This is a genomic window from Variovorax sp. 679, assembly GCF_003952185.1.
Taxonomy (GTDB): Bacteria; Pseudomonadota; Gammaproteobacteria; order Burkholderiales; family Burkholderiaceae_C; genus Variovorax.
Genome location: NZ_RXFS01000012.1, coordinates 1 through 22,529, shown reverse-complemented (window position 1 = coordinate 22,529; position 22,529 = coordinate 1). Strand labels below are relative to the sequence as shown.

17 protein-coding genes are annotated in these 22,529 nt (G+C 66.5%); 9 read left to right on the top strand and 8 right to left on the bottom strand.

The genetic code is table 11. The features are described 5' to 3' along the window. The first annotated feature begins 1 nt into the window (after position 1). Complete coding sequence (locus EJO71_RS27340) at positions 2-790, top strand: enoyl-CoA hydratase-related protein (protein ID WP_125951929.1); 789 nt, start codon at positions 2-4, stop codon at positions 788-790. 12 nt (positions 791-802) lie between these two features. Here EJO71_RS27340 and EJO71_RS27335 read toward each other — a convergent pair whose 3' ends face one another. The 5 genes from EJO71_RS27335 to pip form a co-directional block, all read right to left on the bottom strand. Continuing rightward, on the bottom strand, positions 803-1,732 hold the full coding sequence (locus EJO71_RS27335; RefSeq protein WP_125951930.1) for a DUF2167 domain-containing protein: 930 nt from the start codon (positions 1,730-1,732) through the stop codon (positions 803-805). 53 nt (positions 1,733-1,785) lie between these two features. Next, positions 1,786-2,472, bottom strand: coding sequence for a Fe2+-dependent dioxygenase (locus EJO71_RS27330; protein WP_125951931.1), 687 nt, complete (start codon positions 2,470-2,472; stop codon positions 1,786-1,788). Between the two features lie 25 nt (positions 2,473-2,497). Continuing rightward, positions 2,498-4,792, bottom strand: coding sequence for a TonB-dependent siderophore receptor (locus EJO71_RS27325; protein WP_125951932.1), 2,295 nt, complete (start codon positions 4,790-4,792; stop codon positions 2,498-2,500). 196 nt (positions 4,793-4,988) lie between these two features. Beyond that, entirely contained in the window at positions 4,989-5,411 is a 423-nt protein-coding gene (locus EJO71_RS27320; RefSeq protein WP_125951933.1) for a cupin domain-containing protein, read from the bottom strand. A gap of 102 nt (positions 5,412-5,513) precedes the next feature. Continuing rightward, positions 5,514-6,467 carry a prolyl aminopeptidase gene (gene pip, locus EJO71_RS27315; protein ID WP_125951934.1) on the bottom strand — a complete coding sequence of 318 codons (954 nt, stop codon included), beginning with the start codon at positions 6,465-6,467 and terminating at the stop codon, positions 5,514-5,516. A gap of 156 nt (positions 6,468-6,623) precedes the next feature. Between pip and EJO71_RS27310 the strand changes: the two genes are divergently transcribed. The 7 genes from EJO71_RS27310 (at position 6,624) to EJO71_RS27280 (ending at position 13,886) form a co-directional block, all read left to right on the top strand. Continuing rightward, the gene (locus tag EJO71_RS27310; protein WP_125951935.1) at positions 6,624-7,082 is read left to right on the top strand and encodes a metalloregulator ArsR/SmtB family transcription factor; all 459 of its coding nucleotides are present in this window, start codon (positions 6,624-6,626) and stop codon (positions 7,080-7,082) included. Beyond that, positions 6,971-7,435 carry an SRPBCC domain-containing protein gene (locus tag EJO71_RS27305; protein ID WP_125951936.1) on the top strand — a complete coding sequence of 155 codons (465 nt, stop codon included), beginning with the start codon at positions 6,971-6,973 and terminating at the stop codon, positions 7,433-7,435. Before EJO71_RS27310 ends, EJO71_RS27305 begins: the two co-directional genes overlap by 112 nt. A gap of 19 nt (positions 7,436-7,454) precedes the next feature. Next, positions 7,455-9,029: an MFS transporter gene (locus tag EJO71_RS27300; RefSeq protein WP_125951937.1), complete on the top strand. Its 1,575-nt coding sequence runs from the start codon at positions 7,455-7,457 to the stop codon at positions 9,027-9,029. 46 nt (positions 9,030-9,075) lie between these two features. Continuing rightward, positions 9,076-9,261: a hypothetical protein gene (locus tag EJO71_RS27295; protein WP_125951938.1), complete on the top strand. Its 186-nt coding sequence runs from the start codon at positions 9,076-9,078 to the stop codon at positions 9,259-9,261. Positions 9,262-9,293: 32 nt separating this feature from the next. After that, positions 9,294-10,403, top strand: a complete 1,110-nt coding sequence (aroC, locus tag EJO71_RS27290) for a chorismate synthase (protein ID WP_125951939.1) — start codon at positions 9,294-9,296, stop codon at positions 10,401-10,403. Between the two features lie 17 nt (positions 10,404-10,420). Beyond that, positions 10,421-11,599 carry an MFS transporter gene (locus EJO71_RS27285; RefSeq protein ID WP_240651538.1) on the top strand — a complete coding sequence of 393 codons (1,179 nt, stop codon included), beginning with the start codon at positions 10,421-10,423 and terminating at the stop codon, positions 11,597-11,599. Positions 11,600-11,693: 94 nt separating this feature from the next. Beyond that, on the top strand, positions 11,694-13,886 hold the full coding sequence (locus EJO71_RS27280) for a metallophosphoesterase (RefSeq protein ID WP_240651539.1): 2,193 nt from the start codon (positions 11,694-11,696) through the stop codon (positions 13,884-13,886). A 27-nt stretch (positions 13,887-13,913) separates the two neighbouring features. Here the strand turns inward: EJO71_RS27280 and EJO71_RS27275 are convergent, their stop codons facing one another. Genes EJO71_RS27275 through aspT (EJO71_RS27265) form a run of 3 tightly spaced genes read right to left on the bottom strand, consistent with a single transcriptional unit; the run spans position 13,914 to position 19,025 of the window. Then, positions 13,914-15,551, bottom strand: a complete 1,638-nt coding sequence (locus tag EJO71_RS27275; RefSeq protein WP_125951941.1) for a bifunctional aspartate transaminase/aspartate 4-decarboxylase — start codon at positions 15,549-15,551, stop codon at positions 13,914-13,916. Positions 15,552-15,606: 55 nt separating this feature from the next. After that, the gene (aspT, locus tag EJO71_RS27270; RefSeq protein ID WP_125951942.1) at positions 15,607-17,295 is read right to left on the bottom strand and encodes an aspartate-alanine antiporter; all 1,689 of its coding nucleotides are present in this window, start codon (positions 17,293-17,295) and stop codon (positions 15,607-15,609) included. A 38-nt stretch (positions 17,296-17,333) separates the two neighbouring features. Further along, positions 17,334-19,025, bottom strand: a complete 1,692-nt coding sequence (gene aspT, locus EJO71_RS27265; RefSeq protein WP_125951943.1) for an aspartate-alanine antiporter — start codon at positions 19,023-19,025, stop codon at positions 17,334-17,336. Positions 19,026-19,334: 309 nt separating this feature from the next. Here aspT (EJO71_RS27265) and tssI point away from each other — a divergent pair, with 309 nt between their 5' ends. Continuing rightward, the gene (gene tssI, locus EJO71_RS27260) at positions 19,335-22,331 is read left to right on the top strand and encodes a type VI secretion system Vgr family protein (RefSeq protein ID WP_125951944.1); all 2,997 of its coding nucleotides are present in this window, start codon (positions 19,335-19,337) and stop codon (positions 22,329-22,331) included. The last annotated feature ends 198 nt before the right edge of the window (positions 22,332-22,529 follow it).

The following is a 22,529-nucleotide window of genomic DNA, read 5'->3' as shown; positions in this document are numbered from 1 at the left end:
CGTGGACTTCAGCGAAGGCATCGCCTGGGGCGTGGAGGAGGGCGTCGGCCGCATCGTGCTGAAGCGGCCCGGGCACGCGAATGCCCTCGGCGCCGCGAACGGGCGTGCGCTGGTAAGGGCCATCGACGAAGTGCTGGAGCGAAGGCCGCACGCCATCCTGCTGACCGGCGAGGGCCGGGTGTTCTGCGCCGGTGGCGACATCGACGAATTCGTGGCGGCCGGAGAGGCGCTGCCCGAGTTGGTTAACGAGATGCTGGACGGCCTGCATCCGGCATTGCTGCGCCTGTCGAACAACCCTGCGCCGCTGGTCGTCGCGGTGAATGGAGCGGTGGGAGGCGCGGGCGTCGGGCTCGCGTTGTGCGGCGACTTCGTGCTCGCCGCCGAATCGATGAAGCTGCGCACGGGCTACGCGGCTATCGGGTTGTCGCCGGATGCCGGCGCCTCGTACTTCCTCGCGCGCCGCGTGGGGCCTGTGCGTGCGCAGCGGTTGCTGATGCTGAGCGATGCCGTCGACAGCCAGCGCTGCCTGGCGTGGGGTGCCGTCGATGCGCTCCATCCGGATGCCGAACTCGCGGCCGCCGCCGAAGCACTCGTCATGCGGCTCGCCCATGGCGCGAGCGGATCGTTCGCGGCGATCAAGCAGTTGTGCGCTGGTGCGCCCGGTCGGCCCTTCGACGAACACCTCGCGCTGGAGCAGAAGCTGCTGCACGAGCGTGCCGGCAGCGCGGATGCGCGCGAGGGCGTTGCCGCCTTCGTGGCGAAGCGCGCGCCGCGCTTTACCGGAGCCTGAGCGCGGCCGGGTTCAGCTATTGCGCTTGAACAGCTTCGCGATGCCCCAGAGCGCTGCGCCGCCAGCCACCACCGCCACTTTCGCGAACTTGGCCAGGAAGGCCAGCACGATCGCGAAGATGCCCAGCTTCTTCGCCGCCGCGCCCGCCACCAGCGCTGCGAGGCCGTAGGCTGCGACCTTGTCGGTGGACGAGTTGAAGTCCGCGTACTTCTTGCCGTCGTCGTACTGGATCGCGGCGAGCAGCTTGCTGGCGTCCGGCTTGTACTTGTCGAGGTCCTTCGCGTTGGTGATGAGGTTCAGGCTGAGGTAGCCTTCGCGGCCCAGCGCGTAGGTGTTGTAGTTGACGCCCTGGTTGCCGTCGGTGCTGCCCTTGCGCTTGGACAGGGCCGACCACACGAGGCGATGCGACGAGGCCTCGTACTGCGGCTTCTGCGCCCAGCCGGTGACCTCGATGGCGGGAATGCCGCGCTTGGCACGCTCCTCGTTGGCGGCCTCGGTGCCTTCCTTCAGGCTCTTGAGCAGGTCGTCGGCGTTCCAGTCTTTGGCGTCGTCGTCCTTGATGTAGCCCTCTTTCACGAACTTCACCACCGCCATCCAGTCGGCGTCGTCGGCGGGGAAGATCGCGCCGATGAAGGTGTCGTCGGTGCGGTTGCCCATGCTGCGCATCAACTGCGCGGCCGCGGGTGTCGGCACCCACACGTAGCCCGCGGGCAACTGCAGGTGGGCCTGGTCGCGCAGCACGATGTCGGCGGGGCCGAGCTTCTGCACGGCCTTGGCGGCCTTGAAGGCGGCGTCCTGTTCGGCTTCCAGCGAGCTGGCTGTCGAAGCGGGGGCGGACGGGATGCTGGTGGTCGGCGATGCGGCGTGGCTGCCGGTGCTGGCCGCGAAAGCGGCGCACGCGAGCAGCACGCCGGCCGTCAGGCGGGCGGTTTGAATACGCAAGTTCTCTCTCCTCGGTTGTTATCAGTCTGGTGAGCCGGAGGAGTTTAAAGAACTCAGGTGTCGCTCCATTTGCGAAGCAGGTTGTGGTACGTGCCCACCAGCGTGCGGCGCGCCGATTCGTCGGCACCGCTCTGGTTGAGGCGCTGGATCGCGTTGTCCATGTCGAACAGCAGCGCGCGGTCGCCCGCGTCGCGCACGAGGCTCTGCACCCAGAAGAAGCAGGCCACACGCACGCCGCGCGTGATGGGCGTCACCTGGTGCAGGCTGGTGGCGGGGTAGAGCACCATGTCACCGGCCGCGAGCTTCACTGTCTGCATGCCGTGCGTGTCTTCCATCTGCAGCTCGCCGCCGTCGTAGCTGTCGGCGTCCGACAGGAAGAGCGTGGCCGACAGGTCGGTGCGCAGCTTGCGGCCGGTGCGCGGGTCGATGCGCACGCCGCCGTCCACGTGCAGGCCGAAGTGCATGCCTTCGCCGTAGCGGTTGAACATCGGCGGATACAGCAGGTTGGGCAGGGCCGCGCTGATGAAGGTCGGATGGCGTTCGAGCGCGCTGGCCACGATGGCCTGGCATTCGTGCGCCACCGTCGAGCCTTCGTCGATCTGCTGGTTGAACTTGACCGGCGCGCCCTGGTGGCCGGCCGTGACGCGGCCGTCGACCCAGGCATCGCCCGCCGCGTCGAGGCGCGCGCGAACCTGCGCGAGCGCTTCGCGGTCGAGGACGCCGGGAATGCAGACCAGCATGTTGTGCCGAGTGCTCCTGTGAGGCTCAGAGCCGGTAGGTGAACGACAGCGTGGCGGCGCGTCCCGAGCCCGGTACCGCACGGCCGCCGTCCGAGGGGATCAGCGCGTCGTAGTAGTGCCGGTTGGCCAGGTTGAACAGGTTCAGCCGGATGTCGTACTTGGACTGATGGTAAGCCACCATCGCGTCCAGCCGCGCGTAGCCGCCGACCTGCACGAGGTCGGTGTTGTTGGCATAGCGCTTCGCGCTGTAGGTGGTGCCGCCGCCGATCTCCCACTCGGGCGTGATCGCGTAGGTGGCCCACAGGCTGGCCGCATCCTTCGGCGTGTTGGCAGGCACCTTGCCGAGCGTGCCGGGGGCGATGCCGTCGACGATGGTCGCGTCCAGGTGCGTGTAGGCACCGAAGAGCTGCAGCTTGTCGGTGACGCGGCCCGCGACGCCGGCGCGCGCGCCGTTCACCCGCACCGTGCCGGTCGCGCTGTAGGTGCCGTCGCTGTTCTGCGAGCGTGCGTTGGTCTGCGTGATCTGGAAGGCCGCGGCAGTGAGCGAGAGGTTGCCGTCGTTGAAGTCCCACTTGCCGCCGACTTCGTAGGCCTTGTTCTTCTGCGGCGGCAACGGCTGCGTGGCGCCGGTGGTGGCCACGAGCTGCTCGAGCGAAGGGTTGAACGAGGTGCTGTACGACACGTAGTACGACTGCTCGGGCGTCGGCTGCCAGATCGCACCGGCGCGCACGCTGGTGAAGTCGACGGTCTGGCTCTCGGTGGCGAGCGTGGTCGAGGTCGGAATGCTGTTGTAGATGCTCGCGCGGTAGTGGTCCTGCCGCACGCCGGCAACCAGCTTCCACTGCGGGCTCAGTTCGATGGTGTCGTTCACGTAGCCGGCGACGGTCGTCGCGCTCGCCGTGGCCAGGTTGCCGGGCAGCGTGGGCGCGGTGCTCGGCGTGTTGCCCTGGTAGGGCGCGAGCAGCGGCGAACAGGTGGCGTAGCCGCTGGTGCCGCCGGCCGGGTTCAGCGCCACGCCCGCGCAGGTGCCGTTGCGGTAGTAGGTCTGGTTGCTGTAGGTGTCGTGGCCCAGTTCCAGGCCGGCCAGCAGCGTGTGCTTGATCGAGCCGGTGCTGAACTTCGTGTTGAGCTCGGTGAGGTTGAACAGCGACTTGTCGTGGATCGTGCGGTCATGGCTCTGCTGCCGCACCCACAGGCTGCTCAGCGGCAGCGACGAGAACGCAGCCGCCGGCACGGCCGTGGTACCGGTGGAGAAGGGCGTGAACACGCCCTTGGCCGACAGCGTGCCGATGCTCTGCGGCGCGGTCTCGCGCGCATCGGTGGTCACGTCGTTGTACTGGGTCTGGTTGCGGATCGTGGTGTCGGCCGTGAGCTTGTGCTGCACCACCGCGCTGAAGGCCTGGATGTCGGAGATCGTGCGGTCGTCGCTGAAGCCGTAGGCCGTGTTGCGGTCGACCTTCACGGGATGGCCGTTGAGCGGCGGCAGGCCGTAGTCGGGCTGGTCGCGGTTGTGCTGCACCAGCGCCGAGAGCGTGACCTGCGTGGGCGTGTTGATGCCGAACTTCAGCGAGGCGTCGAGGCCGAAGTCCTTCAGCTTCGTCTGCTCGCGCGTGCTGGCGTCACCCTGCTGGCCCATGGCCGCGATGCGGAAGGCCGAGGTGTCGGACAGCGGGCGGTTGATGTCGATGGTCGAGCGCACGAGGCCGGTCGTGCTTGCCGATACGGAGACTTCGCCCGCGGGCGTGAGCGACGGCTTCTTCGTGACCTGGTTGATCACGCCGCCGGTGGAGCCGCGGCCGAACAGCATCGACGACGGGCCCATCAGCACCTCGACCGATTCGAGTGCGAAGGTGTCGCGGTAGTACTGGGCCCGGTCACGGGCGCCGTCCAGGTAGATGTCGGTGCGTGCCGAGAAGCCGTTGAGGTTGATGTTGGTGCCGATCTGCCCGCCTTCGGCGGCGCCGACGGTGAGGCCCGGCACGTTGCGCAGCGCGCTTGCGAGCGAGGTCGCGCCCTGGGACTGCATCACGGCCTGGTTGATGACGGTGACGGACTGCGGCGCATCGCGCAGGTCGGCCGGCAGGCGGTTGAGCGAGGACGGGTTCGCGCCGAAGCTGCTCTTGTCCTGTGCGCCCTGTACCTGCACTTCGCGCAGCGTGGCAGGGACGGAGGTACCGGGGGCCGTCGCGGGTTGCGTGGCCTCCTGTTGCGGCTGCTGCTGTTGTTGAGCGAACGCGGTGGGCAGGGAGGAGGCGCACAGGCCGATCAGGGCGAGTGCGATGGGCGTGCGGCGACGCGTCGGTTGGGAGGTGCGGTTCATCGTGGAGGCTTTGGGGAGTGCAAACAAAAGCAGCAGCGGCCGGATTCTGACTGCGAATGACTCTTGTTTGAAGCTTTCCTCGCACGGTGTTTGGCTGAGGAGACAGCCTGCCGTCTTTACGTTCCAGGTCAGGTGGAAGACAGGTTCGAGGCTTCCTGCATTGCGTTTGGCGAACCGCCCGTTGTTTTCCGCTGTCCTACTTCCAGGGCGTAGGCGCCGGAATCTCGCACACCGGATCGACGTCGACGCTCTTGAAATCCGCCGGCGAGACGATTTCCAGGTACTCCATATCGGGCGAGTAGTCGAACAGGAAGTGCCGGATGCCCGGGCGCTGGTGCACCACGTCGCCGGCCTCGACCAGCGTTTCCTTGTCCTCGTACATGAACCGGGCCCAGCCCTTGACCATGATCACGATCTGGAAGTCCGCTTCATGGCGGTGCCAGCCGGTGCCCGTTTCCGGTGCCATGTTGGCCTTGACCAGATGCGCGATCACCTTGCCGTTGGTGGCTTCGGCGATACCCAGGTCGCGATAGAGAAAAAAGTCACGCAAACCACCCGATACGAACTCTGTGTCGCCGGGCTTCACATGGGAGAACTGGGTGGCGGTACGGTCCAGCATGGGGCGCTCCTTCGCAGGTGGTTGGTGTTGCGCTGCAACACGCATAAAGCGTTCCCGGAGCAGGCCGGACGCCCGTCGCACAGGCTGGCGACGGGCCGGGGTTCAGCGGCCTGCGAAGCCGTCGGTCGCGCGCAGCAGCCGGTCGAGGATGCCGGGCTCCGAATAGGCGTGCCCCGCGCCTTCGACCAGGTGGAACTCGGCCCCGGGCCAGGCCTTGTGCAAGGCCCAGGCGAAGCGCGCGGGGCAGGGCATGTCGTAGCGGCCGTGCACGATCACGCCGGGAATGCCGCGCAGCCGGTGCGCGTCGCGCAGCAACTGGCCTTCCTCGAGCCAGGCGTCGTGCACGAAGTAGTGGTTTTCCAGCCGCGCGAAGGCCAGCGCGAAATGATCGTCGGCGTGGGCCTCGGCAATCGCAGGGCTGGGCAGCAGGGTGATGGTCTCGGCCTCCCACACGCTCCAGGCGCGCGCCGCCTCGGCGCGCACCACAGGGTCGTCACCCGTGAGCCGCTTGCGGTAGGCCGCGATCATGTCGCCGCGCTCGGCCTCGGGAATGGGGGCGATGAACTTCTCCCACTTGTCGGGGAACATCTCCGACACGCCGAACTGGTAGTACCACCGGAGCTCCGCCCGGGTCACGGTGTAGATCCCGCGCAGCACCAGTTCGCTCACGCGTTCGGGGTGCTTCTGGGCGTAGGCGAGGGCCAGGGTCGATCCCCATGAGCCGCCGAACACCAGCCAGCGGTCGACACCGGCGAGTTCGCGCAGGCGTTCGATGTCGGCGACCAGGTGCCATGTGGTGTTGGCCTCCAGTCCGGCGTGCGGCTGCGACCGGCCGCAGCCGCGCTGGTCGAACAGCATCAGGTCGTAGCGCGCCGGATCGAACAGCCGCCGGTGCTCAGGCGAGATGCCGCCGCCAGGGCCGCCATGCAGGAACACCGCTGGCTTGGCGCCGGGCGTGCCGGCGCGCTCGTAGTAGATCTGGTGGCCGTCGCCCACCTCGAGCATGCCGCTTTCGTAAGGTTCGATCGGGGAATACGGCTGGCGCAGTTCGGTCATTGAAGGGTTCCTTTGCCTGTCGATGATTCAGGACGAATCGTCGCACGCTGGGGTACGTTCTCGGAAAGCTGCAATGGCCCGCATTCACTTTCAGGCAGGAGGTGCTTGCGGAAGCGCGGCTTGACGAGCCTGCGGGCCTTCCAGATACTAAACCACATGGTTCACTCAACCGCCCGACCCGACGCCGAAGCACTCGACGCAGTCTTCGCCGCGCTCTCCGATTCCACCCGGCGCGCGGTGCTCGAAACCCTGGGCGAACGCAGCCTCAGCGTGACCGAGCTGGCCGAGCCGCACGACATGTCTCTCACCGGCTTCATGAAGCACCTGCGCGTGCTCGAAGACGCAGGCCTGATCTCCCGCACGAAGGAGGGCCGCGTCGTGCGTTGCGAGCTGTCGCCCCGGCCGATGCAGGAGGCCGCCGTGTGGTTGTCGCGGTACGAGAAGTTCTGGACCGGGCGCCTCGATGCACTGGCGCGCTTTCTCTATCACCAGGAGGAGACTGAATGGAAAAACCTTCCGCCCGAGGCACCGGGCGCCCCTCGCTCACCCTCAGGCGGCACTTCCGTGTCTCGGCCGACAAGGTCTGGCGCGCGTGGACCGACCCGCAAGCGCTGAAGCTCTGGTTCGGCCCCGAGGAAATCGTCTCGGTGCCCATTGCCGAAGTCGACCTGCGCGTGGGTGGCCGCTTTCGCGTGGCCATGCTGGCGGAGGACGGCGAGACGCACGACGTGAGCGGCACGTATCTCGAAGTCGTGCCGGAGCGCAGGCTGGTCTTCAGTTGGGCCTGGCGCAGCACGCCGGAGCGCGAGTCGCTCGTCACCCTGAGCATCGAGCCCGATGCCGAAGGCTGCGAGCTGGTGCTGATGCACGAGCAGTTCTTCGACGAGGCCGCGCGCGACGGCCATACCCATGGCTGGACGGGCGCGCTCGTCAAGCTGGAGATATGGTTGAGCACCGCCTCTGCCTGAACGATTGCCACCTGAACGAATGAAGAACACCTCACCCCCGGCCCGCGCCACGGTGCGCGAATGGACCGGCCTGGCCGTCATCGCGCTGCCGTGCATGCTCTATTCGATGGACCTCACGGTGCTGAACCTCGCGATCCCTTCGATCAGCGAAGAGCTCAAGCCCACGGCCTCGCAACTGCTGTGGATCGTCGATATCTATGGTTTCTTCGTGGCCGGCCTGCTGGTCACCATGGGCACGCTGGGCGACCGCATCGGCCGGCGGCGGCTGCTGCTGATCGGCGCGGCGGCCTTCGGCGTCGCCTCGGTGCTGGCGGCGTTCTCGACCAGCGCCAACATGCTCATCGCCACTCGGGCGTTGCTCGGCGTGGCGGGTGCGACGCTGGCGCCGTCCACGCTCTCTCTGATCCGCAACATGTTTCTCGACCCGGGGCAACGGACTGTGGCCATCGGTGTGTGGATCTCGAGCTACTCGGCCGGGGCCGTCATCGGGCCGGTACTGGGCGGCGTGCTTCTGCAATTCTTTCCGTGGGGCTCGGTGTTCCTGATCGGCGTGCCGGTGATGGTGCTGCTGCTGGTGCTTGGGCCGATGCTGCTGCCCGAATACCGTGATCCCGACGCGGCCCGGCTCGATTTGGCCAGCGTGGCGCTGTCGCTTGGCGCGGTGCTGCCGGTGATCTACGGCGTGAAGCAGATCGCGGAGCACGGGCCGCATCTCGTGCCCGCGTTGTCGATCGTGCTGGGGCTGGCCTTGGGCTGGCTGTTCGTGCGCCGGCAGAAGCGGCTGCCCGACCCGATGATCGACCTGCGCCTGTTCGGCCTGCCGGCCTTCAGTGTCTCGCTCGGCGCTTACATGCTGGCCTGCTTCGTGATGTTCGGCATCTTTCTCTACAACGCCCAGTACCTGCAGCTGGTGCTGGGCCTGTCGCCGCTGCATGCGGGCCTGTGGAGCATGCCCGGGGCGGGCGCCTTCATCGTCGGTTCAATGGTCGTGCCGGCACTGGCGCGGCGCATGCGGCCGGCCTTCGTGATGGGCGGCGGGCTTGCGGTGGCGGCGCTGGGCTTCGGCATGCTGGCCGTGCTGCCTGCGCAGGACGGCCTGGCCTGGATGGTAGGCAGCGCGGTCATTTCCTCGCTCGGGCTGGCGCCGGTGTTCACTTTGGCGACCGACCTGGTGGTGGGCAGTGCGCCGCCGGAGCGCGCGGGCGTGGCCTCGGCCATTTCCGAGACCAGTTCGGAATTCGGCGGTGCGCTGGGCATCGCGATTCTTGGCGCCATCGGCGCGGCCATCTACCGCAACGCCATGGCCGACGCTGTGCCGACGGGCCTCGCGAGCCCGGTCGACGTGGATGCCGCCCGAAGCACGCTGGGCGGCGCGGTCGTGCTGGCCGGGCAGCTCGGCGGGAGCACGGGCGCCGAACTGCTCGATGCGGGCCGCGCAGCCTTGCTGAATGGCCTGCGCCTCACGGCCGGCGTCTGTGCGGCGGTGCTGCTGTTCGTTGGCGGGCTGGTGGCGGTGCGGCTGCGCGGCGCGGGCGGCGCCGGAGAGGCGCGCTCGCCCGAAGCCCCGGGTGGAGCCGCATTGCCGGAGCGTTGACGAAACCCCATACTGGGGCTCCACGACGCAATCACCGGAGCCTCCCATGAGCAACGAACTGCGCAAGAAGCTGCATGACCTGGCGGAACTCTGCGACAACGCCCCCGACCCGCAGACCAAGGCCATCATCGAGGCGATCCGGCTCCAGACGGCGGTGCTGAACGAACGGCTCTTCTCCATCGAGCTGCAGATGACGGCGCTGACCAAGCGCCTCGAAAACACGACCGACTGAGGGGCGGCCGCTTTGTTGGGATAATCCCCGTCATGAGCGGCAACACCTTCGGAACACTCTTCGCAGTCACCAATTTCGGCGAGTCGCATGGCCCGGCCATCGGCTGCGTCATCGACGGCTGCCCCCCGGGCATGGAACTCAGCGAGGCCGACATCCAGGGTGACCTGGACCGCCGACGCCCCGGCACCAGCCGCCACGTCACCCAGCGCAACGAGCCCGATGCGGTGCAGATTCTCTCGGGCGTGTACGAAGGCAAGACCACCGGTACCCCCATCGCGCTGCTGATCCAGAACACCGACCAGCGCAGCAAGGACTACGGGCAGATCGCCCAGCAGTTCCGCCCCGGCCACGCCGACTTCACCTACTGGAAGAAATACGGCATTCGCGATCCACGCGGCGGCGGGCGCTCTTCGGCCCGGCTGACCGCCCCCATGGTCGCGGCCGGCGCGGTCGCCAAGAAGTGGCTGGCCGAGAAGTACGGCATGGTCTTCCGCGGCTGCATGACGCAGATCGGCGAGATCGCCATTCCCTTCGAGAGCTGGGACCATGTGCCCAACAACCCCTTCTTCGCCCCCATCGCCGACGTGAGCGCGCTGGAGGACTACATGGACCGCCTGCGCAAGGCCGGCGATTCGTGTGGCGCGCGCATCCGCGTCACGGCCACGAACGTGCCGGTAGGCCTGGGCGAGCCGCTGTTCGACAAACTCGATGCCGAGATCGCCTACGCAATGATGGGCATCAACGCGGTGAAGGCGGTGGAAATCGGCGCGGGCTTCGACAGCGTCACCCAGCGCGGCACCACGCACGGCGACTCGATCACGCCGACCGGCTTCCTGACCAACAACGCGGGCGGCATCCTCGGCGGCATCAGCTCGGGTCAGGACCTCGAAGTGGCCATTGCGATCAAGCCCACCAGCTCGATCATCAGCCCGCGCCAGTCCATCGACATCAACAACAATCCCGTCGAAGTCGTCACCAAGGGCCGCCATGACCCGTGCGTGGGCATCCGCGCGACGCCCATCGCCGAAGCCATGCTGGCGCTGGTCGTGATCGAGCACGTGCTGCGCAACCGCGCGCAGTGCGGTGACGTGTCCCAGGGCAGCAAGACAGAAGCCGCGTCGCCGCAGGCGTCCTTCCTCTAGTGTCCGAGCCGCCACCAGTGGCCGCCGCAAGGCGCGGCCACCTGCTGGCGTTCGCTGGCCTCTCGGCCAGCTATTTCGCGCACATCGGTTTCTTCAACCCATACCTGCCGCTCTGGCTCAAGGACCTGGGGCTGCCGATCTTCACGATCAGCCTGCTGGCCTCGGTGCAGTCGATCACGCGTGTGTTCGCGCCCTATGCATGGGGTGCGCTCAGCGATCACACGGGGCAGCGCGTGAAGCTGCTTCGCTTCAGCGCGGCGGTGGCGCTGGCCAGCTCCTTCGGGCTGTGGTGGCACGGTGGAGCGTGGTGGCTCGCGCTCGTGCTGCTCGTGATGTTCACGCACACCAGTTCGATGATGTCGCTCACCGAAGCCGCGATGGCGCAACTGGTGGCAGGCGACTGGGGGCGCTACGGGCGCATCCGGCTGTGCGGCTCGGCGGGCTTCCTGCTCACGGTGTTCGTCGCGGGTGAGTGGTTCGAGCGCTTCGGCATGAAGCACTTTCCGGCCTGGGCCGCGGGCACGCTGGCCATCGTGCTCATCGCGACCATGAAGCTGCCAGACCTGCGCGAGCCGCCCGCTGCGCACGACGCGGTGAAGGAGCCCATCGGGCCGGTGCTGCGCAATCCGTCGGTGCAGTGGTTCTTCGCGGCGCTGTTCTTCCAGGTGATGTCTCACTTCTCGGTGTACGCCTTCTTCTCGCTCTACCTCGATTCGATCGGCTACAGCAAGAGCACCATCGGCCTGCTGTGGGCGCTGTCGGTGGTGGCGGAGATCGTGTGGTTCTTCCTGCAAGGCCGGCTCATCGGCTGGATGCCGATGCCGCGCTGGATGCTTGTGTGCAGCATCGCCGGGGTTGCGCGATTGGGCTTGACGGCAGGGCTGGGCGGCTGGATCGCGGCGCTCATCGCGGCGCAGTGGCTGCATGCGCTGAGCTTCGCGGCGCATCACACGACTTGCATTGCGGTGGTGTCGCGGCGCTTTCCCGGACATCTGCGCGGGCGAGGGCAGGCGCTGTTCACGGTGATCGGCTACGGCTTCGGTGGCGTGTTGGGCGTTCTGCTTGGCGGTGCGGTTGCGCAGGCCTTCGGATATCGCACGATGTTTGCAGCTGCCACCTTGTTGGCGGTGCTCGGCAGCCTGTGTGCGTGGCGTGTGGTGAAGCTGGATCGGATGGAGCGCGCGGCGAGGGTCTGAACAGACCTCCCGACAAAGTGTCATGGGCCTTACATGCCCACGTCACCTCGGATTTTTACGCTGCGCGCTTCGTAATCTTTTCTCCCAATTTCCCATGTCCGTTTCCGACGAATCGCGTGGCGCGAGCACGCCACGCATCTCTTCGCCTGTCCAGTCGAACGTTGTCGAACAGAACAACAACACCAGCAATACGGCACCGCGCCGTCAGATGCTCAAGCTCGGTGCTTCGCTCCTGACAGTTGGCGGCAGCGGTGCCTTGCTGGCAGCCTGCGGTGGTGGTGGAGGCGGAGCGCCCGTTCTTCCGCTTCCATCCCCAGCTCCGGCGCCCGCTCCGGCACCAGCACCCGCTCCGCCGGCAGTCGCCGCCAAGATCTCGAGCTTCTCGATCGCCGTGATGCCCGACACCCAGTTCTATGCACGCTACGCGACGGTGGCCGAGAGCGACCAGTACAACAAGCGCTTCGGCAGCGCTCCCTTCGCCGCGCAGACGAAGTGGATCGCCGACAACGCCAAGGGGCTGAACATCCCGTTCACCATTCACCTCGGCGACGTGGTCGACCAAGTCGGCAAGCCTGACCAATGGAAGGTGGCCGATGCCGCCATGAAGATCCTCGAAGACGCGAAGCTGCCCTACAGCGTGCTGGCGGGCAATCACGACGTGCTGAACGATGTCGACTTCAGCGTCGACCCCGTCGGCGGTACCGATGCCAACCGCACTCCCGCGAATGAGCCCTATATCCAGTGGTTCGGCACGGAGCGTGCGAAGAAGCAGGCCACCTTCGGGGCGCGTGACACCAGCGGCTTCCATGAGTACCACGTGTTCGAAGCACAAGGCCAGAAGTTCATGGTGCTGTCGCTGTCGTGGCGCATCTCCGACGCTGGCATCGCATGGGCCCGCCAGGTGATTGCGAAGAACCCGACTCTGCCGGTGATCCTGGTGAACCACCAACTGCTCAACATCGCACCCGACGGCACCAGTCCGCTCGAGACCGACTACGGCAAGATGCTGTGGGACAAGCTGATCCGCGACAACGACCAGATCTTCATGACGCTCAATGGCCACCACCATGGCGCCGCGCATCTCACGAAGGTCAACGACTTCGGCCACAAGGTCGAGGAGATGGTGGTCGACTACCAGATGGCCTACCAGGGCGGCAACGGCCTGATGCGTCTGTACGAGTTCGACCTGACCAACAAGAAGATCAAGGTGCTGTCGTTCTCGCCGTGGGTGCCGCAGAAGCCGGCGGCCACGCTCAACAGCTTCGACCAGGCGGTGCTCACCACGGCGAACGAGGCCTTCACCATCGACATGGATTTCGCGCAGCGCTTCGCGGGCTTCAACAAGAGCTTCGGCACGGGCAGCGCCACCATCGATGGCTCGCTGGTGGACAAGGCCCGCGCGATGATCCTTGCCAACTACAAGGATCCCGCCACGATCGTGCAGCGGCCCGCCACGAATTCGGACGACTACCCCAAGGTGGCGAATACGCTGGCGCATTGGCGCTTCTTCGGTGGAGCGGTCAACCAGCCGGTGCTGCCGGGCACCGTTATCGCCGACGTCACCGGCAGCAATCCGCTGCACCGCGATGCGCTCAATCAAGGCGGCGTGGCAGGGGCAGTGGACGGCGACGTCGTGTGGACCGATGACCGTCACTACCTTTCCGCCGCACCGGGCTCGGTGCGTTTCCTGAACACCATGAGGGACAAGAACGGCGTACCGCCGCGCATGAGTTACTTCCTGACCGATGCAGCCGCCCCGGTCAATGCGCAGACGCTGGAGAACGGCTACACCATCGAAGCCTTCATCAAGATCGACAAGAGCTGGACCAGCGCCAATCAGGCTTGGATGAACATCATGACGCGCGATGGCAAGCGAGGCGACCTCGCCGGCTATTCGGGCGGCGACCCTGAGTCTCCGCCGATGCTGTTCGCCATCTCGAGCCTGCGTGAAGTGCAGTGGGAAGTGGTGCCGAGCCCGGCCGGTACGCGCGCGCCCAAGACCAACTGGTCGGGCGAAGTCATCGCCGACCGTTGGGTCCACATCGCTATCGTGAACGACCCGGTGTCGCACGACACCACGATGTACGTCGAAGGCGCGCCGGTGCTGCGCAACGCATCGGCCATCACCGGGCTGGCCACTCTCTCGGCGGTGTCGCCGTGGGTTGTAGGCGGCGGCTCGTGGGACGGCAACCGCGCCGACGGTTTCTTCGGAAACATCGGCGAGGTGCGCTTGGTGGCAGCAGCGTTGCCGTCGTCGCAGTGGCTCACGGCGCGCAAGCCGACTTGAGTCCCCGACAGGGAAAGGCCGGCCGGCCTACTTCTTCTTGCCGGCCTTTCCCGCCTTCGAAGCCGTCTTCGCCGCACCCTTGCCGTTCTCCTTCTCGAAGATCGCAAAGTACTCCGAAGCCAGCTTCCGCAGCGACCTCCCGATGTTCGCGTAGTCGTACTCGTTGAGGTTCGCCAGCGACACCCGTCCCGATGCGTGCTTGCCGCCGAAGCCCCGGCCCGGCAGCAGCACGATGCTGGTCTCTTCGGCGATGCGGAAGAGGGCCTCGTTGGGCTGCAGCTTGGTCACGATCCACTTGCCGAAGTGCTCGCCGTGCATCTGCGTGGCGATGTCCTGCAGGTCGAGCAGGTGGTAGTAGCTCACCGAGTTCGGGTCGGCCTGCAGCGGCAGGCCGAGCTCGCGGTACAGCGCTTCCTTGCGGCGCGAGACGATGTGCTTCATCGACTTCTTGTACGCCTCGGGCTCGTCCATCAGGCAGAACAGCGAGAACATCACCATCTGCGCCTGCACCGGCGTCGAGAGGCCGGCCGTGTGGTTCAGCGCCACGGTGCGGCTGTCGGCCACCAGCCGGTCGATGAACTTCAGCCTGCGCGGCTCGGTGGTGATCGAGCTGTAGCGCGCGTCGAGTTCCTTCAGCTTCGCTTCGGGCAGCCGGGCGATCTGGCGGTCGAGGATGTTGTCGTCGTGCGTGGCCACCACGCCCATGCGCCAGCCGGTGGCTCCGAAATACTTCGAGAACGAATACACGAGGATCGTGTTGTGCGGGCAGATCGCGAACAGCGATCTGAAGTTGTCCGCGAAGGTGCCGTACACGTCGTCCGTGAGGATGATGAGGTCGGGCCGCTGCTTCACGATGTCGGCGATGGCGGCCAGCACTTCGTCGCTCAGCTTCACTGACGGCGGGTTGCTCGGGTTGCACAGGAAGAAGGCCTTGACCTTCGGGTCGAGCAGCTTCTGCAGTTCCTTCTTCGTGAACTGCCAGTTGTTTTCCGAAGGCGCGTCGATCAGTGCCTCGATCAGCTGGTAATCGTTGAGATGCGGGATCTCGATGTATGGCGTGAAGATCGGCATGCCCAGCGCGATGGTGTCGCCGGCCTGCAGCAGGTGGTTTTCGCGCAGGCTGTTGAACAGGTAGGTCATGGCGGCCGTTCCGCCTTCCACCGCGTACATGTCGAAGGTGCCCACGAAGGGGTGCGTACCGATCATCTCCTTGTGGATGTACTTGCCCACGATGATCTCGCTCAGCCGCAGCATGCGGTCGGGCACCGGGTAGTTGCAGCCGAGGATGGCCTCGCACATCTCGTAGATGAAGTCGCCCGCCGACAGGCCCAGCTGGTCGCGCACGTAAGACACGGCGGCCTCGATGAACCGCACGCCCGGCTGGCCTTCGTGTGACTTGGTGAAGATCTCGAAGCGCGCCTCGATGCCCTCGCGCTGCGGGAAGCCGCCCACGCCCTCCATGTAGATGTAGGAGCGTTCGCTCTCGGTCATGGCGAACAGGCCGAACTGGAAGAAGCCGTGCCGCGGCGTGGTCGCCAGGAAGTTCGGATTCCCGCGACCTGCGTTGAGCATCAGCCTGTCGCTTTGCCGGGCCACCTGGATCAGTGCGTCCTTGAGTTCGAAGGGGCTCAGGTTGCTGAGTTTTTTCACGTCGCTGAAATCCATGGAGTGCTCCTGTCTGAAAGGGTGGAAAAGAAAGAGTGGAGAGTGCGTGCCGTGCTCACACCAGCGCCACGATCAGCGGCCCCAGCAGCGTGAGGAACACGTTGGCCAGCGCATAGGTGATCGCGAAGGGCACGGTGGGAATCGAGTTCTCGGCCTTGTCCAGAACTTCGCCGAAGGCCGGGTTGGCGCTGCGCGAGCCACTCAACGCGCCCGCGAAGATGGCCGTGTTGCTGTAGCGAAGCACGTAGCGGCCGAACAGCATCGTCAGCAGCATCGGCACGATGGTGACGACCACGCCCACGCCGAAGATGGTCAGGCCCAGCTGCTTGATGGTCTGCACCGCCTGCAGGCCCGAAGACAGGCCCACCACCACCACGAAGCCGGCCAGGCCCAGGTCCTTCAGCAACTGCACCGCGCTCGGCGGCAGCGCGCCGAAGGTCTGGCGCTTGGCGCGATACCAGCCGAAGAGCAGGCCCGCGAGCAGCGCGCCGCCGCCCGAGCCCAGCGTGAGCGGGATGTTGCCGAGCTTCACGCTCAGCAGGCCGATCAGCAGCCCCACGACGAGGCCGGCCCCGAGGTAGACGAAGTCGGTCTTCGCGCTCGGCACGATCACGTCGCCGACGATCGCCGCCACGCGTTTCACGTCCTGCTCGGCGCCGAAGATCGACACCATGTCGCCGGTCTGCACCACGGTGTCGGGCCGCATCGGCAGCACCTTGCCCATGCGGCTCAGCTGCACCACGAAGATGCCGTGGCGCACGCCGCCGGCGGTGGCCTTGCGGATCTCGTCCACCGTCTTGTGGTCGAAGTCCTTGTTGGTCAGCACGATCTCGCGCTTGTGCATGGTGAGCTCCATGCCGTCGACCGCGTAGACCTCCTTGCCCAGCAGCGGGGCGCTGGCCACCACGGCGTCGCGACGGCCCACGGCAAGCACGATGTCGCCCCTGTGCAGCACGAGTTCGGGGCTCACCTCGACGAACTTGCCGTCGCGCTTCACCCGCTCGATGGTGATGGTGGTTGCCGGGTTGGCGTTCTCGATGTCGGCGACGGTGCGCTTCGGATCAGTCGCGAGTTCGTAGATGCGGCCGACCAGCGAGGGCGCCGCTTCTTCCTGGTCGGGGCCCAGCACCTTCACGCCGGCCTGCATCGCGGTCTCGGCCGCGATGGCGTCGTCGCGGATGGTGCGGCCCATCAGCTTCGGCAGGATGTTGACGCACACGATGATCGCGCCGAAGGAGCCGAACACGTAGGTCACCGCATAGCCGATCGCCACGTTGGCCTGCAGCCGCGCGGTTTCGGCGGCTTCCAGCCCGAGCTTGCCGATGGCGTCGCCCGCCGTGCCGATGATGGCTGATTGGGTCAGGCCACCGGCTGCCACGCCGGCCGCCAGCCCCTTGTCGAGCCCGCAGAGCCTGGCCATGACGATCACCGTCAGGAGTCCGGTGGCCGCCATCACCGCGGCCAGGATGATCTCTTTTACCGACTGTCTGCCGAGCGAGCTGAAGAACTGCGGCCCGCTCTCGAAGCCCACCGCGTAGATGAAGAGGGCGAAGAGCACGGCCTTCACGCCGTTGTCGACCTGCACGCCGACCTGGCTCACAACCACCGCCACCAGCAGCGAGCCGGCCACGCCGCCGAGCTGGAACTTGCCGAACTTGATCTTGCCGATCCAGTAGCCGACCGCCAGCGAGAGAAAGAGCGCCATCTCCGGCGACTTCTTGAAGAGTTCGTGCAGCCATTCCATGAGTCAGGGTCCTTTCGGTTTGCCGATGTCGTTGGAGCTCATTTCGCCGCGTGCGAGACCAGTCCGGCCAGCGCCACGATGAGCGGACCCATCAGCGGCAGCACCACGTTCGAAATTGCATAAGTGATCGTGTAGCCCAGCAGCGGTGTGGAGTTGCCCGCGGCGTTCTGCACCGCGCTGAGCGCCGGCGTGCTGCACTGCTGGCCCGCGATGGCGCCGAGCAGCACGGGAGCTTCGAGCTTGAGCAGCCGGTGCCCGACGAAAAGCGAAATGCTGGCCGGCACCACCGCCACGGCCACGCCGACCAGCGGCAGCGCAATGCCGAACTTCTTGACGAGCGCCAGCGCCTGAGGGCCCGACGCGAGCCCGACGCAGGCGATGAAGGTGGCCAGGCCCAGGTCCTTCATCAACGCCAGCGCTTCGGGCGGCACGCTCAGGCGGTGCGGGTTCTTCGACTGGTACCAGCCGAAGAGCAGGCCGGTGAGCAGTGCGCCGCCGCCCGTGCCCAGCGAGAACGGAATGCCGCCGAGCTTCACGCTGAAGCCGCCGATGAACACGCCCAGCAGGATGCCCATGGCCGCGTAGCTGATGTTGCTGTGGGTGGATTCGACGACTCGGTCGCCGATGAGCGGTACTGCCCGCGCCACGTCGAGCACCGGGCCGTAGAGCTTGAGCACGTCGCCGCGCTGCAGCTTCAGGTCGTGCAGCAGCGGCATGGCGTTGCCGTCGCGGATCAGGCCGACGATCTGCACGCCGGGCGGAAGCGGCCCGCCCAGCTCGTGCAGTTCGCGGCCGAACCATTCACGTCGGTCGAGCACGACTTCGGTGGTCTCGACCACCGCGTCGAAGGCCGTGGTGTTGGCGAACTCGCGGCCCAGCAGCTCGGCCACGTTCACGAGCACGCTGCGGCGTCCGATGGCGAGCACCTGGTCGAAGGCCTGCAGCCGCAGGCCGGGAGCGATATCGAGGCTCTGGCCGCGCCGCATCACCCGCTCGATGCTGGCGTGACCGCCGAAGATGGCCGTCAGCTCTCCGACGGTGCGCCCCCGGCCCACGGTGACCAGGAACACGCGCCCGATCATCTCGGGCGTGGCGGTGGCTGCGTCGGGCTCGTCGCCACCGCCGCCCATGGTCTTCCAGAGCCGGTCGGCCTCGGCGCGCAGGTCGACGCGCAGCAGCAGCGGAAAGACTTGGCTAGTGACCACGACGATCGCGATCAGCCCGAACACGTAGGTGATGGAGTAGGCAGTGACCACGTTGGCCTGCAGCTGCCGGATGTCCGCCAGCGGCAGCGCAAGCTTGGAGATGGCGTCGGTCGCCGTGCCCACCACGGCCGATTCGGTCGCAGCGCCGGCCATCAGCCCCGCAGCGGTGCCCTGGTCTAGCGAGAGGAAGAAAGCGGCACCGAGCACCAACGCGAGCACCGTCACGACTTCGACGAGGCACAGCAGCCCGATCCGCAGCCCCTTGGCATCGAGATTGGCAAAGAACTGCGGCCCGCCCGAATAGCCGAGCGCAAAGATGAAAAGCATGAAGAACACGTTCTTCACGCCGTCGTCGAGATGGATTCCGATTTGACCGACGACGAGGGCGGCGATCAACGTGCCGCAGATGCCGCCGAGTTGTATGGGGCCGAAACGGATCTGGCCAACCGCATAGCCAATGGCGAGCACGAGGAATAGCGCTATTTCGGGTTGGTTTTTGAGTATTTCGACAAGATCGCCGATCACGACCCGATCCTTTGCCCGGAATGTTCTTGCAGGCAGAGCGCGGCGTCATTTGCCCCGCAACTGATTCGGACGTAATTCATCTGAATCTCACCAGTGTGACTTTGGACACTGGCAGCGGCAGATCGCAAACTTTATGCTGATTTGATAAATCGTCTATTTTTCGCATTGGTTCTTACGATAAATCAACACTTAGAATAATTGTGAAAATATGCATCGGGAGGTGAGTGTGCTGCTCAAATTGCAAACAATATTCTTATCAATTGAATTTTTATTAGGCGGTTTGTTGTATCTGCAAACCGAAGCGCAGCAATGAGCCGCCGGGTCAATATCCAGACGCCCGCGGGCGATGCGTTGCAGTTCCGCCAGCTGGTAGGCCGCGAGGCGCTGAGCCAGCTGTACGCGTTCGACATCGAGCTGCTGGGCAACAGCAACAACGTGGACCCCAAGAGCCTGCTGGGCAAGGCGTCCACCGTGTCGGTGGAGACCGAAGGCGGGGTGCGCTACCTGGGCGGCATCGTCACGCGCTTCGGGCTGCAGCAGGAGGATGCGCGCCATTCCTTCTACCGGATGCGCCTGCGGCCCTGGCTGTGGCTGGCCACGCGGCGCAGCGACTTCCGCATCTTCCAGGGCAAGAGCGTGCCCGACATCGTGATGGAAGTGCTCGGGCGCTACGGCCACCCCATCGAGAAGAAGCTCACGCGCGGCGACTACCGGCAGTGGGACTACTGCGTGCAGTACCACGAGAGCGACTTCGACTTCATCTCGCGCCTGTGCGAGCTCGAAGGCATCTACTACCACTTCAGGCACGAGGAGTCGCAGCACGTGCTCGTGTTCGCCGACGACATCGCCAACTCGCACGGCCCGCTGCCGGGTGGGGAAGAAGTGCGCTACCACCCGCTGGAGAAGTCCGGCATGGGCCAGCGAGAGCGCATCTACGCGTGGGAGATCGCCGAGGAAGTGCGCTCGGGCCACCACTACAACGACGACTACGACTTCGAGAAGCCCAAGGCCGAACTGTCCCACCTGCGCCAGATGCCGCCCGGGCACGACCACGACACCTACGAGAACTACGAATGGCCCGGCGGCTTCGTGCAGCACGGCGACGGCGAGGCCTACGCGCGCATCCGCAACGAAGAACAACTGAGCCAGCGCAACCGCATCACCGGCCGCTCCAACCTGCGCGAACTGGCCACCGGCCACACCCTGCGCCTCGCCGGCCACCCCAAGGCCGACCAGAACCAGCAATACCTGCTCGTGGGCGTGAGCTACCACCTGCAGGAGAACTTGCAGGCCAGCGAAGGCGTGGAAGGCACGGAAGGCTCCGTGCAGCGCTTCGCCTTCGATGCCCAGCCCACCAGCTACGCGTGGCGCCCGCTTCGCAGCACCTCCAAGCCACGCACGCGAGGCCCGCAGACCGCCATGGTGGTGGGCCCGCAGGGCGAGGAGATCTGGACCGACAAGTACGGTCGCATCAAGGTGCAGTTCCACTGGGACCGCCTCGGTCAGGAGAACGAGCACTCCAGCTGTTGGGTACGCGTATCCACCGCGTGGGCGGGCGCCACCTTCGGCATGACCAGCGTGCCGCGCATCGGCATGGAGGTGATCGTCGACTTCCTCAACGGCGACCCCGACTACCCGATCGTCACGGGCTGCGTGCACAACGCCGACACCATGCCGTCGTGGCAGTTGCCTGAGCAGAAGCATCTGTCGGGCATCAGGAGCCGCGAGCTTGGAGGCGGGCGCGGCAACCACCTCGTGCTGGACGACACGCAGGGCAAGATCCAGGCGCAGCTGCGCAGCGATCACCAGGCCAGCCAGCTGAGCGTGGGGCACATCGGGCGCATCGAGGACACGGCGGGGCGCAAGGAGCCGCGGGGGCAGGGGTTCGAGCTGCGAACCGACGGGCACGGCGCGGTCCGGGCAGGCAAGGGGCTGCTGGTCACCACCGAAGCTCGCACGAATGCCCAGGCGCATTCCACCGACATGAGCGAGACGGTGGGCCGTCTCACGCAGGCGCGCGATCTGCACGAGGGCCTGAGCGGCGTGGCGCAAGGCGCACAGGCCCATGACGCTGGTGACCAAGACGAAGTCACCACCAGCCTCAAGGAGCAGAACGACGCCATCAAGGGCCAGGGCGGCAACCGCGAGCAGGGCGAGTTCCCCGAGTTGCAGGAGTCGCACCTGACGCTGGCCAGCGCCAAGGGGCTGCAGACCGTGGCGCAGGGCTCGACGCACATCGTGAGCAACGAGCACAGCGCGCTCACGAGTGGCGGCCATACGAGCGTGAGCGCGGGCAAGAGCCTGCTGGTGAGCGTACAGAGCGCGATCCGCATGTTCGCCTCCAAGGCCGGCATGCGGCTCGTGGCGGCCGGTGCCGACATCGACATCAAGGCGCTGAAGGACAGCGTCAACGTGCTGGCCAAGCTCAACATCACGCAGACGGCCAACAAGATCACCATCCACGCGAAAGAGGAAGTGGTGATCAACGGCGGCTCGAGCTACAGCCGCTGGAGCTCGGGCGGGATCGAGCACGGCACTTCCGGCACCTGGCGCGAGCACGCTTCGGTGCACAGCCTCGTCGGGCCCGCCAACGAAGGCAAGCCCGCGCTGCCCAATCCGCCGCAGGTGCCGAAGGGACAGCTCGACCTGTACCACCAGTACATCAAGCCGACCGGTGAAAAGCGTCAGGGGGTGGCGCAGGGCGACTTCACCGTGGTCGATTCGGAAGGCGGCACGCATGCCGGCACCTTCGACCGCAACGGCTTCGCGACCGTGTCGGGGCTGCCCATCGGCACCGCCAAGGTCACGTTCGGCAAGGACCCTCGTGATCCGTGGGAAGAAGGCAGCTACTACGGTACACCCGAAGACTGGAAGGCAAAGGCCGGGACCGGTGGGGCCGCCGATGGCGCCGGAGGCGGCGTGTCAGGGCTCTCGGGTCTGGCCGGCGGATTTGGAGGCATGACCGGCGCGGCGGGAGGTGCCGCGGGCGCTCTTGCCGGCGTCGCGGGCATGGGCACCAAGGCAGCGAGCGCGCTGGGCCAGGTCACGCAGGCGGCCGGCATCGCGCAGCAGGCCGTGGGCGCGGCCCAGGCGATCCAGCAAGGTGGCGCCAAGGCGTTGCTCGGCCAGGCAAGCCAGGCCGCGACCGGCATGGCGATCCAGGCGGCGGGCGCCAAGCTCGGGCCGATGGGTGTGCCGATCACCGGCGTGATGAGCGGCATGGCTTCCGGCGGGATGAAGTCGGACGTTGCAACCGCCGCCGCCAAACCGATAACCGGGGGCCGAACGCCCGGCTTCACGGGCTGACTCGCGCAGCACGCCGCACCCACCCCATCAACCTCAGGCACAAGCTCGAAGAGAACAAGAAAAAGATGGCAGAAAAGGAAGCAGCCGCGAAGTCGCAGGCGGCGGAGCGCGAACCCCAGACGGCGGTAGCCCCGCTGAACACGATCTTGAAGGAGGACGTCGCCGCGGCAAGCAAGGCGGTGGACGACTGGCTTCGCT

What these genes read in the sequence shown, in the direction of transcription:
- EJO71_RS27320 (WP_125951933.1), bottom strand. Translation starts at nt 5,411, where the DNA reads ATGCTGGACCGTACCGCCACCCAGTTCTCCCATGTGAAGCCCGGCGAC.
- EJO71_RS27325 (WP_125951932.1), bottom strand. Translation starts at nt 4,792, where the DNA reads ATGAACCGCACCTCCCAACCGACGCGTCGCCGCACGCCCATCGCACTC.
- EJO71_RS27295 (WP_125951938.1), top strand. Translation starts at nt 9,076, where the DNA reads ATGAGCAACGAACTGCGCAAGAAGCTGCATGACCTGGCGGAACTCTGC.
- pip (WP_125951934.1), bottom strand. Translation starts at nt 6,467, where the DNA reads ATGACCGAACTGCGCCAGCCGTATTCCCCGATCGAACCTTACGAAAGC.
- tssI (WP_125951944.1), top strand. Translation starts at nt 19,335, where the DNA reads ATGAGCCGCCGGGTCAATATCCAGACGCCCGCGGGCGATGCGTTGCAG.
- EJO71_RS27300 (WP_125951937.1), top strand. Translation starts at nt 7,455, where the DNA reads ATGAAGAACACCTCACCCCCGGCCCGCGCCACGGTGCGCGAATGGACC.
- EJO71_RS27310 (WP_125951935.1), top strand. Translation starts at nt 6,624, where the DNA reads ATGGTTCACTCAACCGCCCGACCCGACGCCGAAGCACTCGACGCAGTC.
- EJO71_RS27305 (WP_125951936.1), top strand. Translation starts at nt 6,971, where the DNA reads ATGGAAAAACCTTCCGCCCGAGGCACCGGGCGCCCCTCGCTCACCCTC.
- aspT (WP_125951942.1), bottom strand. Translation starts at nt 17,295, where the DNA reads ATGGAATGGCTGCACGAACTCTTCAAGAAGTCGCCGGAGATGGCGCTC.
- EJO71_RS27330 (WP_125951931.1), bottom strand. Translation starts at nt 2,472, where the DNA reads ATGCTGGTCTGCATTCCCGGCGTCCTCGACCGCGAAGCGCTCGCGCAG.
- EJO71_RS27280 (WP_240651539.1), top strand. Translation starts at nt 11,694, where the DNA reads ATGTCCGTTTCCGACGAATCGCGTGGCGCGAGCACGCCACGCATCTCT.
- EJO71_RS27275 (WP_125951941.1), bottom strand. Translation starts at nt 15,551, where the DNA reads ATGGATTTCAGCGACGTGAAAAAACTCAGCAACCTGAGCCCCTTCGAA.
- aroC (WP_125951939.1), top strand. Translation starts at nt 9,294, where the DNA reads ATGAGCGGCAACACCTTCGGAACACTCTTCGCAGTCACCAATTTCGGC.